This is a genomic window from Cryobacterium lyxosi, assembly GCF_004403345.1.
Classification (GTDB): Bacteria; Actinomycetota; Actinomycetes; order Actinomycetales; family Microbacteriaceae; genus Cryobacterium; species Cryobacterium lyxosi.
Genome location: NZ_SOGT01000012.1, coordinates 87,827 through 103,140 on the forward strand (window position 1 = coordinate 87,827; position 15,314 = coordinate 103,140).

Annotated in this window: 16 protein-coding genes; 7 read left to right on the forward strand and 9 right to left on the reverse strand. The window is 64.0% G+C overall.

Features of this window, described 5'->3' with window-relative positions; translation table 11 throughout:
* Positions 1 to 193: 193 nt before the first annotated feature.
* The 5 genes from E3T27_RS10220 (at position 194) to E3T27_RS10240 (ending at position 4,818) form a co-directional block, all read left to right on the forward strand.
* On the forward strand, positions 194 to 1,018 hold the full coding sequence (locus E3T27_RS10220) for a transporter substrate-binding domain-containing protein (RefSeq protein ID WP_166786178.1): 825 nt from the start codon (positions 194 to 196) through the stop codon (positions 1,016 to 1,018).
* A 2-nt stretch (positions 1,019 to 1,020) separates the two neighbouring features.
* Positions 1,021 to 1,983 (forward strand): amino acid ABC transporter permease, encoded by a 963-nt coding sequence (locus tag E3T27_RS10225; protein ID WP_134572570.1) that lies wholly within the window; start codon positions 1,021 to 1,023, stop codon positions 1,981 to 1,983.
* A complete protein-coding gene (locus E3T27_RS10230; protein ID WP_241992213.1) occupies positions 1,980 to 2,750 on the forward strand; it encodes an amino acid ABC transporter ATP-binding protein in 771 nt (256 codons plus the stop codon). Before E3T27_RS10225 ends, E3T27_RS10230 begins: the two co-directional genes overlap by 4 nt.
* Positions 2,751 to 2,811: 61 nt before the next feature.
* Positions 2,812 to 4,026, forward strand: a complete 1,215-nt coding sequence (locus E3T27_RS10235) for a M20 metallopeptidase family protein (RefSeq protein WP_134572572.1) — start codon at positions 2,812 to 2,814, stop codon at positions 4,024 to 4,026.
* Positions 4,027 to 4,272: 246 nt separating this feature from the next.
* Complete coding sequence (locus E3T27_RS10240; RefSeq protein ID WP_104198177.1) at positions 4,273 to 4,818, forward strand: HAD domain-containing protein; 546 nt, start codon at positions 4,273 to 4,275, stop codon at positions 4,816 to 4,818.
* Positions 4,819 to 4,904: 86 nt separating this feature from the next.
* Here the strand turns inward: E3T27_RS10240 and E3T27_RS10245 are convergent, their stop codons facing one another.
* The 3 genes from E3T27_RS10245 to E3T27_RS10255 all read right to left on the reverse strand — a co-directional run bounded on the left by E3T27_RS10245 (position 4,905) and on the right by E3T27_RS10255 (position 8,826).
* Positions 4,905 to 6,428, reverse strand: coding sequence for an HNH endonuclease signature motif containing protein (locus E3T27_RS10245; RefSeq protein WP_134572573.1), 1,524 nt, complete (start codon positions 6,426 to 6,428; stop codon positions 4,905 to 4,907).
* 138 nt (positions 6,429 to 6,566) lie between these two features.
* Positions 6,567 to 8,222: an ABC1 kinase family protein gene (locus E3T27_RS10250; RefSeq protein WP_134546393.1), complete on the reverse strand. Its 1,656-nt coding sequence runs from the start codon at positions 8,220 to 8,222 to the stop codon at positions 6,567 to 6,569.
* Between the two features lie 55 nt (positions 8,223 to 8,277).
* Positions 8,278 to 8,826 carry a PadR family transcriptional regulator gene (locus E3T27_RS10255; protein ID WP_104198181.1) on the reverse strand — a complete coding sequence of 183 codons (549 nt, stop codon included), beginning with the start codon at positions 8,824 to 8,826 and terminating at the stop codon, positions 8,278 to 8,280.
* Positions 8,827 to 8,996: 170 nt separating this feature from the next.
* Between E3T27_RS10255 and E3T27_RS10260 the strand changes: the two genes are divergently transcribed.
* Together E3T27_RS10260 and E3T27_RS10265 are read left to right on the forward strand one after the other, a co-directional pair.
* Positions 8,997 to 9,323 carry a cupin domain-containing protein gene (locus E3T27_RS10260; RefSeq protein WP_134572575.1) on the forward strand — a complete coding sequence of 109 codons (327 nt, stop codon included), beginning with the start codon at positions 8,997 to 8,999 and terminating at the stop codon, positions 9,321 to 9,323.
* A gap of 9 nt (positions 9,324 to 9,332) precedes the next feature.
* On the forward strand, positions 9,333 to 9,707 hold the full coding sequence (locus tag E3T27_RS10265) for a YccF domain-containing protein (protein ID WP_104198183.1): 375 nt from the start codon (positions 9,333 to 9,335) through the stop codon (positions 9,705 to 9,707).
* Between the two features lie 52 nt (positions 9,708 to 9,759).
* Here E3T27_RS10265 and E3T27_RS10270 read toward each other — a convergent pair whose 3' ends face one another.
* From E3T27_RS10270 to E3T27_RS10295, 6 genes are read right to left on the reverse strand one after another with little or no spacing between them, the layout of a single operon-like run.
* Positions 9,760 to 10,299: a DUF2256 and DUF3253 domain-containing protein gene (locus tag E3T27_RS10270; protein ID WP_241992214.1), complete on the reverse strand. Its 540-nt coding sequence runs from the start codon at positions 10,297 to 10,299 to the stop codon at positions 9,760 to 9,762.
* Positions 10,300 to 10,353: 54 nt separating this feature from the next.
* Positions 10,354 to 11,277 carry a beta/alpha barrel domain-containing protein gene (locus E3T27_RS10275; RefSeq protein ID WP_134573006.1) on the reverse strand — a complete coding sequence of 308 codons (924 nt, stop codon included), beginning with the start codon at positions 11,275 to 11,277 and terminating at the stop codon, positions 10,354 to 10,356.
* Entirely contained in the window at positions 11,277 to 12,515 is a 1,239-nt protein-coding gene (locus E3T27_RS10280; protein ID WP_134572577.1) for a CaiB/BaiF CoA transferase family protein, read from the reverse strand. Before E3T27_RS10280 ends, E3T27_RS10275 begins: the two co-directional genes overlap by 1 nt.
* A gap of 39 nt (positions 12,516 to 12,554) precedes the next feature.
* Positions 12,555 to 13,595 (reverse strand): ABC transporter substrate-binding protein, encoded by a 1,041-nt coding sequence (locus E3T27_RS10285; protein ID WP_158251896.1) that lies wholly within the window; start codon positions 13,593 to 13,595, stop codon positions 12,555 to 12,557.
* A gap of 30 nt (positions 13,596 to 13,625) precedes the next feature.
* Positions 13,626 to 14,480: an ABC transporter permease gene (locus E3T27_RS10290; RefSeq protein WP_198416520.1), complete on the reverse strand. Its 855-nt coding sequence runs from the start codon at positions 14,478 to 14,480 to the stop codon at positions 13,626 to 13,628.
* 1 nt (position 14,481) lies between these two features.
* A complete protein-coding gene (locus E3T27_RS10295; RefSeq protein ID WP_206750164.1) occupies positions 14,482 to 15,306 on the reverse strand; it encodes an ABC transporter ATP-binding protein in 825 nt (274 codons plus the stop codon).
* Positions 15,307 to 15,314: the final 8 nt, after the last annotated feature.

The following is a 15,314-nucleotide window of genomic DNA, read 5'->3' on the forward strand; positions in this document are numbered from 1 at the left end:
CGTCGTCTTTTTCACTAGATCGGCGCAGGCCTGTACGCAGGCGTGTTGAGTTCACCTAATCAACTACAGCAATGGAACACTGTCAATGAATCGTATCCAGGTCGCAAAAACCCTCTGTATAGCCCTCTCGGTCTCGCTCTTAGCCGGTTGCAGTGCAGCGGTCGAACCGGCGGAACCCACAGCGTCCTCTGGCATGGACCAAGCCATCCACGACGCCCTACCCCAAAACATTCAGGACGCTGGCGAGCTCACTGTCGTCACGAGCGGTGCAAACCCCCCGTGGTGGGTCACGACGCCCGGAAAAACCGGCGAGTACACCGGCGCCGGCGCCGAGCTCATGGAGGCCATCGCCGAGGTCATGGGCGTGGATGTCACGGTCGCCACCGTGCCGGACATTTCCGGCGCGTTCGCCGCGATCAGCGCCGAACGTTACGCTTTCGGTTTCTTTCCCTACGCCGACTCGGTCGGCGGACCGAGGGAGCGCCCAGGCGCCGAATTCGTTGACGTTCTGCAGGAGGTCGTGCCTTTTCTGGTCGAGAAGGGCAACCCCAAGAACGTCACCAACATGGACGAATTGTGTGATGTCACCGTGGCAGCACTCGCCAACGCCGCCACTTACAAAGTCGCCGAGGCTCAGGCAGTGAAATGCCAGGAGCAGGGTAAGGACCTCACCGTACTGAGTGTCGCGAGCGTTCCCGACGGCGTGCTGGCCGTGCGATCAGGGCGAACGGATGCATTCTTCACCGGCGGAGCCTCGCTGTTCTACGCGGCTAAAGAATCCAACGACGAGTTGGAAGTCGTCGGCGACGAGTTCGCCAACGGGTTCGCCGGTCAGTTCATGGGAGCTCTGCTTCCGAAAGATTCCGAGCTCTCCGACCCGCTGCTCGCGAGCTTTCAAGTGCTCTTTGACAATGGTGACTACGAGAAGATCATGACCAAGTACGGTCTCGAACGAGAGATTATCGAACAGCCCGGCATCAACCTGTACGCCGACTGGCTCGTCGCAAATCCGCAATAGTCATGGCAAACCTGCCGAGTAACCAGACCGACATCGAATTGCCTCACCCGCAACACCCTGTGGACGTAGCACGGGCGCTGCCTCCCCGGCGGCCCGCTACCTGGGTGCTCTCCATCATTACCGTGGTCGTCGCCGCTCAAATAGTGAACCTGGTGCTGACGAACCCCAACTTTGAATGGAACGTCGTCGGGCAATACCTCAACAGCGAAACCGTGCTCCAGGGCGTTGTCATGACTCTCTTTCTCACGGTGACGGCGCTGACGATCGGTCTGGTTCTCGGCGGCGTTCTGGCAGTGTGCAAGCTGTCAGACAACGCCCTGCTGAGCGCGCTCGCCTCGTCGTACATCTGGTTGTTCCGAGGTACACCACAGCTCGTGCAACTGATCTTCTGGTTCAACATCGGCCTGCTCGTGCCGGTTTTGAGCATCGGGATTCCGTTTGGTCCGACATTTGCCTTCATCGAGTCCAACACCCTGGTGACGCCACTGTTGGCGGCCATTCTCGGTCTTGGACTGCACGATGCCGCCTATCAGGCCGAGATCTATCGCGCCGGGCTGATCTCGGTTGACGTGGGGCAGCTTGAGGCGGCACAAGCCCTGGGTATGAAGCCGGTTCGCGTCTTCTTTCGAATCCAGCTACCCCAGGCCATGCGCTTCATCGTTCCGCCCACTTTCAACTCCATCATCGCGCTGGTGAAGGGGACTTCGCTGGTGAGCGTGATCGGCGGAGCCGAGTTGTTGTTCTCGGTCAAGCAGATCTACAGCCAGACCTATCAAACCGTGCCACTGCTGATTGTCGCGAGTATCTGGTATCTCTTCATCACGACCGTGCTCAACGGCGTGCAGTTCTTCATTGAGCGTCACTACGGCCGGGGGTCCAGCCGCAATGGCAGCTCGGTTATTGTTGCCAGTTTTTTCGATCGACGAGCCGCCAAACGCAACCGGGATCGCGGTCTGCAATCGTGACTCTGCCCCTTCTGCGCATTAGCGGATTGCGTAAAAATTTCTCCGGGGTCGAGGTACTCAAGGGTATAGACCTCGAGGTGCACGTGGGCGAAACCGTCGCGATCCTCGGTTCGTCGGGGTCGGGAAAATCCACCCTGCTGCGCTGCGTGAACTGCCTCGAGGTCGCCAGCGGCGGGTCGATCTGGGTAGGCGAGGAACTGATGGGCTATCGGCAAGAGCCTAAAGGGACCGTGCGCCGGCTCAGCGAAAGCCAGATCGCCGTGCAGCGTCGCCAAGTGGGAATGGTTTTTCAGAACTTCAACCTGTTTCCGCACTGGACCGTGCTGCAGAACATTGCCGACGGACCGCGCTCCATTCTCAAACTGAGCAAGGCCGATGCAATCGAGCGCAGCATGACACTGCTGACCCGAGTGGGATTGGCTGATCGTGCCAACGCTTACCCTCGCCAGCTCTCCGGCGGGCAGCAGCAACGCGTCGCCATCGCCCGGGCACTGGCCCTTGAACCCGCCCTGCTTCTGTTTGACGAACCGACGTCGGCCCTCGATCCGGAAAACGTCAGCGAAGTCACCGATGTCATGGCCGCGTTGGCCGCCAGCGGCGCCACCATGCTCGTGGTCACCCACGAGCTGGGCTTCGCTCGGGCAACGGCCGATCGGGTCGTTTTTCTGGACGGCGGCGTCATTCTCGAGCAGGGTTCGCCGGCCGAGGTGTTCGACCACTCGCAGCAACCGCGCACCCGGGAGTTCGTGCGCAAGACGCTGATGTGACTCGACAACTCTCCCGCCGCGGCTCACACTGGAACCACCAGAGGCCTTCAAAGGAGAAACCGTGACCGTACTCGCAGATGCCCGTGAACTTTCCGGAGACATCACCGACCTGCGCCACCGCTTGCACCAGGAACCTGAAATCGGGCTGCAGCTGCCACGCACGCAGGAGAAGGTACTCAAGGCCCTCCAGGGCCTACCGTACGAGATCAGTCTGGGTACCGACACCACCTCGGTGACGGCGGTGTTGCGCGGAACCGGCGTCGGGGCATCCGCTTCACGGCCCGTGGTGTTGCTGCGCGGCGACATGGACGCGCTTCCAGTTCAGGAACGTACCGGATTGGAGTTCAGCTCGCGCATTGACGGCGCCATGCACGCCTGCGGTCACGACCTGCACACGTCTATGCTCGTGGGCGCGGCGACGCTGCTCGCCCACCACCGTGACCAGCTCGCCGGAGACGTCGTGCTCATGTTCCAGCCGGGTGAGGAAGGGTACGACGGGGCGGGAGTGATGATTCGCGAGGGCGTACTCGACGCCGCCGGCCGCCGGGCGAATGCCGCCTACGGCCTGCACGTCGTGTCGGCCGGCGCACCCAACGGGCAATTCGCCAGTCGCGCCGGAACCCTGATGTCGGCCAGCGATAGCCTCACGGTGACGGTGCACGGGGCCGGCGGGCACGGTTCGGCCCCACATCAAGCGCAGGATCCGGTGACGGTGATTGCCGAGATGGTCACCGCCCTGCAGGTGATGGTCACCCGCCAATTCGACATGTTCGACCCGGTGGTGCTCTCGGTCGGGGTGCTGCAGGCCGGCACCAAGCGCAATATCATCCCCGACTCCGCGCGACTGGAGGCGACCGTTCGGTCATATACACCCGAGTCGCGGGCCAAGCTGGCGCGCGTGGTCCCCCGGCTGCTCGAGGGAATCGCGGCAGCGCACGGCGTTGAAGTAGCGGTGGATTACGCCACCGAATATCCATTGACCGTCACAGACGAGGGCGAAACCAGCCGGGCCGAGCGCGTCGTCGGTGAACTCTTCGGTGAAAAGCGGTTCACCCGCATGGTCAACCCCCGTGGCGGCTCTGAGGACTTCTCGCGAGTGTTGCAACAGGTACCGGGAACCTTTGTCTTTCTCTCGGCCATGTCGCGACAAGCGGATGCCGCCACCCCCGCCTTCAATCACTCCCCCGCGGCAACCTTTGACGACGATGTCCTGGCCGACGGCACGGCCTTATACACGCAGTTGGCACTGTCGCGTATGGCCGAACTGGCGGGCTAAGCCCGGGCTATCTTTGGCGCGGGCTCATCATGCACAAACGCCACCACAGACGCGGCCCGAAAGTTCACCCAGTTCGCGGGGAGGCGCATGTCGCTCGTGCGTGCTTAGCTATATGCAGATGCATATTCTTGGGAGTTCGACAATTCACAATTTCACGCTGAACAGCGATACCACCATGGCCGATACGGCCGATCGAGCACGCATCGTTGATGCCGACCACGCCACCCGTCACGATGGGCAGGCAAAGTGAGCGTTCCACGACTTTACCTCTCTGTCAACGGATGCCTGTGCCCCCGTTCCGAGCCAGACCCGGCCTGGGGAGATGTAGCCCAGGCATCGATCAACATCGAATACGGTGACGGTCACGCTGCAACCCGCGACGTGCACTGGGCTCCCCGCCTGATCACGGCACTCGACTCCCTGCTGATGCAGTACGGAGTCGAGCTGGTCTGGCTCACCTCTTGGAACGAGTTCGATGCCACCCGGCAGCTGCTCGTGCCCGAGCTGCACGGGCTGGCCGGCGGGCGCATGCTCGACGTGACGACTCCGCCGAAACGCCCCGGCCGCACCGATGGCGAGACGGGACTTTGGAAGTCCGAGCGCATCGAAGAAGACCAGAACATGCCGGCACCGTTCATCTGGATCGACGATGCCGACGTGCAACTGCACGGGGAGACGGTGCGCAACGCCACGCTGGAGACACCGTCGCTGCTAATTCCGCCGCGCTCCGAGGTAGGCATCACCGTCGACGACATCGCCCTGATGCGCGTCTGGCTCGAGCAGCTGCCCTAATTTCGTTCGAGCACTCGTCTTGCCCCTCGCGCCACGACTGAGCCCACTGCGGCCAGATGCGGCTAGCAGCTGCGGCCCGATTCGTCTTAGGTGCGCCAGGGTGGTTCGGGGCTGGGGGTGTTGGCGCGGTGGCTTCGGGCGGGGCGCCAGGTTTGGGTGGGGTCCCAGAGCAGGGGCCCTCGTACCTGGGGTTTGCCGTTGATCATGCGGATGTTCCATCCGTTGGTGTTGATGGTGTGGTGGTGGAACCAGCAGAGGAGGACGCCGTTGTCGATGTTGGTGGGGCCGTGTTGGTGCCAGGGGATGACGTGGTGGATTTCGCTCCAGCGGGCGGGGATGGTGCAGCCGGGGATGATGCAGCCTTCGTCGCGGGCGGCGATCGCGGCGCGTTGTGTGGTGGTGAAGCAGCGGACGGTGTCGCCGAGGTAGAGGATGGTGCCGGTGGTGCCGAAGATGATGTGTTGGGCGCCGCCGGCGCAGATGGCTTCCTTCACCCGGCGCATGCTGATGGGGGCTTCGATGCCGTCGATCCAGCCGACACCGCGCCCGTGTTGAAGGTCGGTGGCGTTGACGTGGATCATGACGGTGGGGGCGGCGCCGCCCATCGTCGGGGTCTTCGGGTCGCGCGCGGCCGTTTCGAAGACGGATCGGAGGATGTCGGCGCGTTTCTCGCCGGCGGTGCGGGGGTCGCCGTCGTAGCGGGCGTCGCCGGTGAACGGGTCGGCGCTGAAGCGTTCACCGTTCACGCTCGGATCGCCGATGTTGAGACCGTCTAGCTCACTGCCGGTGCCGTCGAGGGGTGTGGTGGGTTCGAACCGGGGCGTGCGAGACCGGGCTGACAGGTAGGTGTCGAAGAGGGTGTCCATGATGCCGCGCAGCTCGGGGGTGACATCGGCGCGCAGCGGGTAGAGCCCGTGGCGCAGCAGCCCGAACGTCAGCGTGCTTTTCGCTTCGACGGTGTCGTCGTTGGGGGCGGCGCCGTCGGGGTCGAGCCGGCCCTGCCACTCCACGGCTTGCGCCCGCAGCAGGTCGGGCGTGAAGCGGATGCCGGCTCCGGGTAGTCCGGCAGTTTCCGGGGTGATCGCGCCAGTCGCGGAGGCGACCAGGGCACGTTCCACACGGTCAAGGTCGTCCTGCAGGACTTTTCCGTGCAGCGCGGTCNCCTCCAGGCCGAGGTCGCCGCTGACCAGTGCTTCGGCGATGACGGGGTACCGCGCTGGCACGGGCAGGCCCATCGGCGTGCGTTCCACGACGGTCTCGCCCAGCTTCAGACGCCGTTGAGCTTCGCGGCTGGAGATGCCGGCGAGTTGGGTGATGAATTCAACCCGGTTACGGCATCCGTTCTGGTAGGCGAGGGACCCGTTGCCACGGTCGGCCTCAGCGCGCACGCCGATGTCGGCGGTGGCTCGTAGCCTGACACCATCAACCTTGCGGCCGAGTTCTTCCAACGCCGCCAGTACCGCGATGGCTTCAGCATCATCAAGGTGACCAAACCGTGTTCCATCCAAAACAGAGCCCAGCAACGCACCAGCCTGACCGATGACCCAAACCCGAGAACCCTCGGGTTCCGGCACGGAGCCAGTTGCAGTGGGCGGGGCGGTGAGGGTCATGGCGTCAGTGCCTCCTTCACCCACAATTATAGCCCGAATCGACCACTAAAGCGAGCAAATCTCAGCATAAAAGTGATGCCAGATCAGAAGTCTCTTCGATCGGGTCGCGTTCGCGGCGACGGCTGTCACGCCCCTCGTTTAGAACCCGCGGCGCCCCGAGAACAGGGCGTGCAGCAGGGGGGCGATCGACGCGATCATCAGTACGGTGCCGAGCACCGCGTCATCCGCTCGCAGAAGGACGCCGGCGATGAGCACTGCGCCGAAAACGAGCGCCGAGACCGCCTGCCGCACGGTGCGTTCGAGGCGCGCGACTCTTTTTTCGAGGACCGGGCTGGCGACCGCTACGGTGCCGTCTCCGATGCGGGTGATCAACCCGTCAAGTCGCTTCGGCAGGCGAAACGCGAGACCGGCGGTCTCCAACGCCTGTTTGGCGAAGTCCTGCACCAGGTTGCCGCCCTCATCGCGCAGCAGCTGCGCTGCGTAGGGCTCGACCGAGTCCCACAGGTTGAATGCGGGGTTGAGCGCGCTCGAGACTCCGGAAGTGAGGGACATGGCTCGAATGATAAGCAAAAAGTTCTCAGGGAGCTGAAACGGCAACGAGCGCACGACGTCACCGAATTGCACGGCGAACTCGCGGAACTCCCGCGGGTCGACCTCGCGCAGTTCGGCGAATCCCATTCCGCCGAACCGGGCGAACAGCTGTGTCATTGCGCGCTCGAGTTCGGTCGTTTCGGCCGAGGGGAGCAGCACTCCCACGTCGTTCATGGCGTTGACCAGTCCGCGTCCGTCCCGCGAGGCGGCGGCGATCAGCATTTTGCGCAGCCCGGTGCGCGTGCTTTTGGGAACCTCACCCATCATGCCGAAATCGATGAATGTCAGCTTCCAGCCACGCTCGCTGTCGGCGTGCGGGGTGACGAAGATGTTGCCGGGGTGCGGGTCAGCGTGGAAGTACCCCATGGTGAACATCTGGTCGAACATGACTTCAGCGAAGACGGGCGCCACCTGGACGGGGTCGATGCCGGCCTTGACCAGGGCATCGACGTCGGTGATCTTGATCGCCGTGACGTCTTCGAGGGTGAGTACGCGGCGGGTGGTGCGCTCCCAGGCAACGACGGGTACGCTCACCCGGTCGTCGTCGGGAAAGGCCGCCGCGAAACGTTCAGAGCTGGCTGCCTCGTGCAGGTAGTCGATTTCTTCGAGGCTGGTCTGGGCGAATTCCTCGACCAACGCCGGCATATCGACTCGATTGGAGACGAGTTTCACATGACTGAGCCACCCGCCCACTTTGCGCAGGGCGGCCAGGTCGACGTCGATGATCTCGTCGATCCCCGGCCGCTGCACTTTGATGATGACCCCGTCGAGCCCCGTGTCAGCAGCATCGAGCGCGGTCAGTCGCGCCCGATGCGCCTGCCCGAGGGATGCCGCAGCCACCGGCGTCTCGTCGACCGACGTAAAGGCCCGCTCGAGCGGCATGCCCAGCTCTGCCTCGACGGCCGCGCGAATAGCCGCGAACGGCACCGGCGCGACCTCGTCTTGCAGGCCCTCGAGTTCTTTGGTGATCTCGGGCGGCAACACGTCGAGGCGCGATGACATGAATTGCCCGACCTTGATCATCAGGCCACCGAGGTCGGACGCGAGCACGTAAAAACCCTTGGCGAAGCGTTGCATCCGCTTAGAGCGCGTGCGCTCGGCGATTTTCACCAGCCCGATGCGGGGCAGGAACAACTCGAACCACCACGTTATGGCCAGATACCAGCTGGCGAAACGCAGAATGCGGCGGTAGCGGGCGCGCATGTTTCCCGCGCCCGAGTTCGAATCGTAGCTACCTCGACGAACCAGTGGCACCCCGTCAGTCCTGGGCGAGGATCGAGTAGAGCTTGCGACGCGCGTCGTCGAGCACCATGACGGCCTGCTTGACCTGCTCCGGCGAACCGGTGCGACCAACCTGCGCCGCGGCCTGGGCGAGCTCGATCCCCGCTTTCGGCAATGCCGCATGGCCATGCCCGTGGCCAGAAGTCGACGCCGTAGTTTCCCACGGCGCGCTCATGTCAGAGTCAGCGACAGCGGCGCGGCCCTCATCGGTCAGGGAGTAGATCTTGCGACCATTGGACTCCTCGGCGCTAATGAGGCCCTCGTCGGCCAACAGCTGCAGGGTCGGGTAGACCGAGCCGGCGCTGGGTTTCCAGCTGCCACCACTGCGCTCTTCGATTTCGTGAATGATCTGGTAGCCGTGCATCGACTGCTCAGCGAGCAGCGCGAGCACCGCCGTGCGCACCTCACCACGGCCGGCGCGGGTACCGGTCTGCTTTTCGAACCGCGAACGAAACTGCTCCATCGCCTGCCAGATGCCATCCATGTTGCCAGCGTTGAACCCGCTTGTTGGAAATGAATTGCCCATGATTTCCTCCTGTAAGTATTGCGAACGATATACAGCGATAGGTTAACGATACCCAGCGATGCCTTCGAGCGACACACTCACACCGATGCTCAGGGCCGGCTCCCAGACAGCCTCATTTTAGCAATTACCGTCGATCACGAGAAAGACGTGCACGGGTCTAGCGTTGAATCATGGAACACACAACGCGACCCCTCACGCACATCGCGGACATTCGGGCTGACGCCGCGATTGAACCCGGTCGGCTCGGTCACAGCACGGTTCTCTCCTCCCCCGGGGTGCGCGTGGTCGTGCTCACCTTCGAAGCCGGTTTCACACTCAAGAAGCACTCAGCGCCCAAAATTCTGCTCATGCAAGCCCTCGACGGATGCCTGCGAGTCACGGCCGGCGGGCAGGTCACCGACCTCGTTCCCGGCGCCCTGCTTCGACTCGATGCCAGCCTCGAGCACGAGGTCGAAGCGCTCGAGGAATCACGACTGATGCTCACCTTGATCGGCTAGGAAACTATTATGAAGACCCTTCTCAACATCATCTGGCTCGTGCTCTCAGGCTTCTGGCTGTTCCTCGGCTACATGGTCGCGGCTCTCATCATGTGCATTCTCATCGTGACGATCCCCTGGGGGATCGCGGCGGCACGCATCGGGGTCTACGCCCTCTGGCCGTTTGGCAAGACCGTGATTGAGACGCCGAACGCCGGCGTCGCGTCTCTCCTCGGCAACGTTGTCTGGGTGATTCTGGCCGGCTGGTGGATCGCCCTGGAGCATCTACTTTCGGGTATCGCTCTCTGCCTCACCATCATCGGTATCCCGTTCGGCATCGCCAACTTCAAGTTGATCCCGGTCGCCCTCATGCCGCTCGGCAAGCAGATCGTGGACACGCCATAAGATTCACCGGTAGCGCGGCGGCAATCACCCGACCCGCACCTTCCGTAACGCTCTATCGCGGCGTTCGCAACCGGATCGCCCCCTTCGCAGTCGAAGGATCGACCACGACTCCGCCCTGCGTGATCTGTAATTCGCCGCGGGCGACCATGCGGCGTGCGGCGCGGCGTGCAGGTTCCATCAGGTCGCGCCAATCCTCTCCGCCGATGGTTCGCGCCGCGTCAGAAGGGCAGATCGTGGAATCGTGCGCGCGCGCCTGGAGCAGCGTCACGATGGTCGCTTCGAGTTGCAAGTCGGTCGTATTGACACCGTGTGACCGGCACGCCGCGGAGCAGTACTTCACCGAATCCCAGTTCTTGGCCCACTTCGCGCGCCACTCGATGCGACGCCCACACGAGGCGCACGTTTTCTCCGCCCGGGCAGCTGCGGGGTCAGCATCGGAGGGCTTTGGTTGACGGTGGGCCATACCTTCTATCTTGCGCGACAACACGGCACCCTGCCAGGCCTGCTTCTTGGTGCGCGGTGCCGAGCAGACCGGTGCCTTCTTTAGCGAGGTGACGGTCGCCGCGACGCCAGGGTCTGCCTCCAGTGACACTCAGGGCTCAGCTACGCACCCGGCCGCCGTGCCGAGCCTCGCTTTCGCCGCCAGTCACAGCACCCAGTCGAACGCCTTCGCGGGTGAGCGGGCGCCCTGGGCGGCTTTCGAACGATTCGGCTCGCCGAGTTCCATCAGCAACGTTTCTGATATGCGCACGAGTGACCCGAACACGTCGGGTGTCAGCCACGGCGGGCGTGTGGCAAAGAGGATGTCCTCGCTCGCGGTGTTGCCGCTCGCTCCCGGCGCGAAGGGGCATCCGCCCAGGCCACCGAGCGCTCCGTCCACCATGGTGGCCCCGGCGGAAATAGCCGCGAGGGTGTTGGCCACGCCCAGCCCCCAGGTGTCGTGCCCGTGAAAAACGATCTCGCGGGCCGGCGTCTCGAGGCGCACACGCGTAATGAGCGACGAGACCTGAGCCGGAACCGCCTGCCCGAGCGTGTCACAGATCACCACGTGGGAGGCCCCGACTGCGCGTTCGTCTTGCGCAATCTGCACCACCCGCGATGGGTCGACCTGTCCGTCGAACGGGCAGGTGAACGAGGTCGCGATGCACAGCTGGATCTGCCCATCCACGTCACGGCTGATCTCCACAGCCGCCGGCATGGCGGCGAGGCTCGCCTCGGTCGTGCGACCGATGTTGGCTTGGTTGTGGGCATCCGTTGCGGAGAAACAGTATTGAAAGTTGCGGGCACCCGCGGCTGCGGCGCGCTCCACATGCCGTGGCGTGGCGACCCATACCCAGCACCGCGCACGCTCGGCGGGCGTGAGCTCCGCGAGCACCTCGAGGGTGTTCGCCATCGGCGGTACGAGGTCGGGCCGAGCCATCGACCCGATCTCGAGCGACTCCACCCCGAGCGCGAGCAATGACCGAATGGTCGCGAGCTTGCGCTCGGTGGAGAGCATGCCGCCAGTGAGTTGCAGGCCGTCGCGCAGGGTGACGTCGCGCAGCACCGCGGCGGGTTCGAGGGTGAACATCAAGCGGGCTGCAATTCGCTCATGATCTGGTCTATCTCGGCAGAGGTCTTGCCCAGAACCCGAGACAGCACCTCTCGGGTGTGCTCCCCGAGGTCTGGCCCGAGGGTTCGGATGTCGAGAGAGCGTTCGCCGATCACCGGCACAATGCCAGGAAAACCCACGCCGGGCAAGACCTGCGACCCATCGGAGACATCGAAGCGCTGGATCATGTTGCGCGCCTCATACTGTGAGTCCGCGCAGATATCGGCGGCCGTATATATGGGACCAGACGGGACCCCCGCCTCCTCCAACACGGTCAAAGCCGCTCTCGCCGAAAGCCCCAACGTCCACGCCCCGATCGCGGCATCGAGCTCATCCCGCCGCAGCCACCGGGCTGCGTTGTTTTGCAGCCCTGGATCACGCCCGAGGTCATCGCGGTCGATCACGTGCATGTATCGCTGGTAAATAGCATCCGCGTTGCCGGCGATTACGATACTCGCGCCGTCACCGCAGAGGTAGGCGTTGGTGGGAGCGATGCCGTCCATCCGCCCGCCGACCCGCTCCCGCGCCACGCCGTAGGCCGAGTAGTCGGGTATGAGCGATTCCATCATCGACAGCATCGATTCGTTGAGCGCCACATCAATGACGCGTTCGTGCAACTCAAGCGCCGCATCCGTTCGCCCCTGACGCACCTCGCGCTGAAAGAGTGCCATCACCGAGCCGAAGGCCGCGTAGAGCCCGGCTATGGAGTCGCCGATCGACACGCCGACTCGCACGGGAGGCCGGTCGGGGTCGCCCACGAGGTCGCGAAAGCCGCCCATCGCTTCAGCGACCGCGGCAAATCCGGGGCGCTGCGAGAGCGGCCCGGTCTGCCCGAACGCCGATACCCGGGTGAGAATGAGGTCGGGATTCACCGCGTTCAACTCGGCGGGCCCGAGCCCCCACTTCTCCAACGTACCCGGCCGAAAATTCTCGAGCACCACGTCGCAGTGCGCCACGAGTTCCAGCACGATATCGCGCCCCAGCTCGGTCTTGAGGTCGAGCACGATCGACTTCTTGTTGCGATTGATCGTGCGAAACAGCATCGACGTGCTGCCGGCGTGCAGCCGCCAGTTGCGCAGCTCGTCGCCGGTTCCTGGCCGCTCCACTTTGATCACCTCGGCGCCGAAATCGGCCAGCATACGCCCGGCCGTAGGCGCGGCGATGAAGTTGCCGAGTTCGAGCACACGCACTCCGGCGAGCGGGGCCACGTTGGTCATATCAAGTCCTTCCAGGCAATACTGTGATGCGAAACGTGGCTATTTTCCGCCGACGAACTCGTTGGTGTACGTGGCGGTGAGGTCGATCTCAGCGTCACCCACCTCTGGGTTGGCGATGCGCTGGGTGTCGAGCACGGCCTCGGCACCGGCCGCGCTGTTGCGTCCGTCTTCGGTGAGCTGCGGCTTGAGCTCCTCGATGAGCGCGGCGTAGCGTTCGAGGTCTCCGCCGCTGAAGGTCTCAGGCATCTCGGCCGCGATCTCGGTGCCGGTGTGCTCGGCAATGTAAGCGAGCGTCTTGGTGAGCACATTCGCGAGCTTCTGCGCGGTTTCGGGGTTCTTCGCGAGCCAGTCGCTCTGCGCGTAGAACGACGACGACGGCCACATGTCGGTGTCGTAGTGCTCCTCCACGCCCGCGGGTGAGCGCAGGTCGGCCAGGCTCACGGTTTCGGTGCCGGTGCGCTCCGCGAGCACGGAGACGTCGGGTTCGAGCATCACGCCGGCCACAACTCCACCCGACTCCATGGCGGCCACAGCGGATGCCCCGGCCCCCATCGCGACGACACTGACGCCATCAGGATTCAAGCCCGCCTCCTCGAGCAGAAAGCGCAGCATGGTGTGACTGGAGGAGCCCGGCGCAGTGACGCCAACGCTCTTGCCGATGAGGTCGTCGAGAGACTTGATCTCGGAGGCTGATCCCGGAGCCACGACGAGGGCGATGGCGGGCGACTTACCCATCTGCACGAACGAGGTGATGCTCTGGTTCTTCGCCTGCATCTGAATGGTGTGCTCGTAGTAGCCGCTCACCACGTTGACGCTGCCGCCGAGCAGCGCGGTGAGGGCCTTCGACCCGCCCTGCAGGTCTTGCAGATCGACGTCGAGCCCCTCCTCTTCGTAGTAACCGAGCTGTTCGGCGAGGGTAGTGGGCAGGTAGGTCAGCAGGGTCTGGCCGCCGATGCCGATGGCGACCTTGGGGGTGGCTGCGGCATCCGCTCCCCCGCCTGCGGTACTGCTGCAGCCGGCGAACAGGGTGACGGTAAGCAACGCTGCGGCGGCCACGGTGAACTTTTTGGGCAGGGACACGGTGTTCTCTTTCTCTAGGACGATCAGTATTTACGCGCCGGGAACCGGGCGCCAGCGCAGCAGATAGCGTTCGAGTCGGTTCACTCCGAGGTCGACGAAGAGCACGACGATCATGAGGATGAACATGCCCGCGAACACACCTTCGGTGTCGAACACGCCCTGGGCCTGAGCGATGACGTAGCCGACGCCGGCCGCGGCGCCGAGGTATTCGCCCACGACCGCGCCCACGATGGCGAAGCCGACGCTGATGTGCAGGCTGGAGAAGATCCAGGTAAGGGCGCTCGGCAGCACGACGTGCTGAATGAGGTGACGTTCGGTGGCGCCGAGCATGCGGGCGTTGTCGAGCAACACCTTGTCGACGCTTTTCACGCCCTGCAGCACGTTGAAGAACACGATGAAGAAGACCAGGGTGACGCCGAAGGCCACCTTGGATTCGATGCCGAGCCCGAACCACAGCAAAAAGATGGGTGCGAGCACCACCCGGGGCAAGGCGTTGAACATTTGCACGAACGGTTCAAACAGCCGCTCGAGAAACCGCACCCTGGCCAACAGAAAGCCAAGAATGAGGCCGAGCCCGGTACCGATGATGAAGGCGTAGAGGGCTTCCTGCAGGGTGATCCACAGGTGCGGAAAGATGAAGCCGGTCGTGATCCAGTCCCACACGGCCACGCCGATGGCGCTCGGCAGCGAGAAGAAGAACGTATCGATCACGCCAGCCCGGCCGAGAATCTCCCAGGCACCGAGCACCACCGCGGTGAGCAGCAGTTGGTAGAAGCGCATCAGCGCCGCGGGCGTTTCGCCGCGAGGTCGGGCCGGGCCGCTGCGGGGCGGGCGGGTAGCGGATACTGCGGGCGCGGCATGCGCTCGAGTGGACGTCGTTGACATGTCAGGCCGCCTGTGCCGCGTAGGTTTTGGCCACTTCGTCGCGCAGCTTGCCCCAGATCTCGCGGTGCAGTTCGACGAACTGCGGGTCGTCGCGAATCTCGAGCAGGTTGCGCGGGCGTGGCAGGGTGATGTCATAGCGGGCCACCACGTGGCTCGCCGGGCCGGCGCTGAGCAGCACGACCTCATCACTGAGGGCGATGGCTTCGTCGAGGTCGTGGGTGATGAAGATCACGGCCTTGCCCGACTCCTGCCAGATGTCGAGCAGCTCGTTCTCCATGATCTGGCGGGTCTGCACGTCGAGGGCGGAGAAGGGTTCGTCCATGAGCAGAATGTCGGGGTTCACGATCCAGGCCTGCGCGATAGAGGTGCGCTTGCGCATGCCGCCGCTGAGCTGGTGCGGGTAGCGGTCTTCGAAGTTCGACAGGCCCACCTTGGCGAGCCAGCGGCGAGCCTCGGCAGCCGCTTCCTTCTTGCCAACGCCACGCATGATGAGGCCGAGCGACACGTTGTCGAGCACGGTCTTCCACGGCAGCAGGGCGTCTTGCTGAAACATGTACGAGGCCCGGCGGTTGACGCCCACCACCGGGGCACCGAAGCTGCGCGCTTCACCCTCGCTCGGCGCCATCAGCCCGGCGGCCATGTTGAGCACCGTGGACTTGCCGCATCCTGTCGGGCCAACGATCGACACGAACTTGCCCGGCATCACCGTGAGGTCGATACCCTTCACCGCGAAATATGAGCCGCCCTGCGGCGTCACGAATTCCTTCGTGCAGGCATCGAGCTGGACTGCCGGTTGGTGCGGTGATTCTGTTGACATCATTGTCATGCATTCCT

Bases quoted from the DNA above. Each gene is read 5' to 3' on its own strand.
- E3T27_RS10220 (WP_166786178.1), top strand. From the start codon at position 194: ATGGACCAAGCCATCCACGACGCCCTACCCCAAAACATTCAGGACGCT.
- E3T27_RS10225 (WP_134572570.1), top strand. From the start codon at position 1,021: ATGGCAAACCTGCCGAGTAACCAGACCGACATCGAATTGCCTCACCCG.
- E3T27_RS10250 (WP_134546393.1), bottom strand. From the start codon at position 8,222: ATGCGCGCCCGCTACCGCCGCATTCTGCGTTTCGCCAGCTGGTATCTG.
- E3T27_RS10255 (WP_104198181.1), bottom strand. From the start codon at position 8,826: ATGGGCAATTCATTTCCAACAAGCGGGTTCAACGCTGGCAACATGGAT.
- E3T27_RS10260 (WP_134572575.1), top strand. From the start codon at position 8,997: ATGGAACACACAACGCGACCCCTCACGCACATCGCGGACATTCGGGCT.
- E3T27_RS10265 (WP_104198183.1), top strand. From the start codon at position 9,333: ATGAAGACCCTTCTCAACATCATCTGGCTCGTGCTCTCAGGCTTCTGG.
- E3T27_RS10275 (WP_134573006.1), bottom strand. From the start codon at position 11,277: ATGTTCACCCTCGAACCCGCCGCGGTGCTGCGCGACGTCACCCTGCGC.
- E3T27_RS10280 (WP_134572577.1), bottom strand. From the start codon at position 12,515: ATGACCAACGTGGCCCCGCTCGCCGGAGTGCGTGTGCTCGAACTCGGC.
- E3T27_RS10290 (WP_198416520.1), bottom strand. From the start codon at position 14,480: ATGTCAACGACGTCCACTCGAGCGCATGCCGCGCCCGCAGTATCCGCT.
- E3T27_RS10295 (WP_206750164.1), bottom strand. From the start codon at position 15,306: ATGACAATGATGTCAACAGAATCACCGCACCAACCGGCAGTCCAGCTC.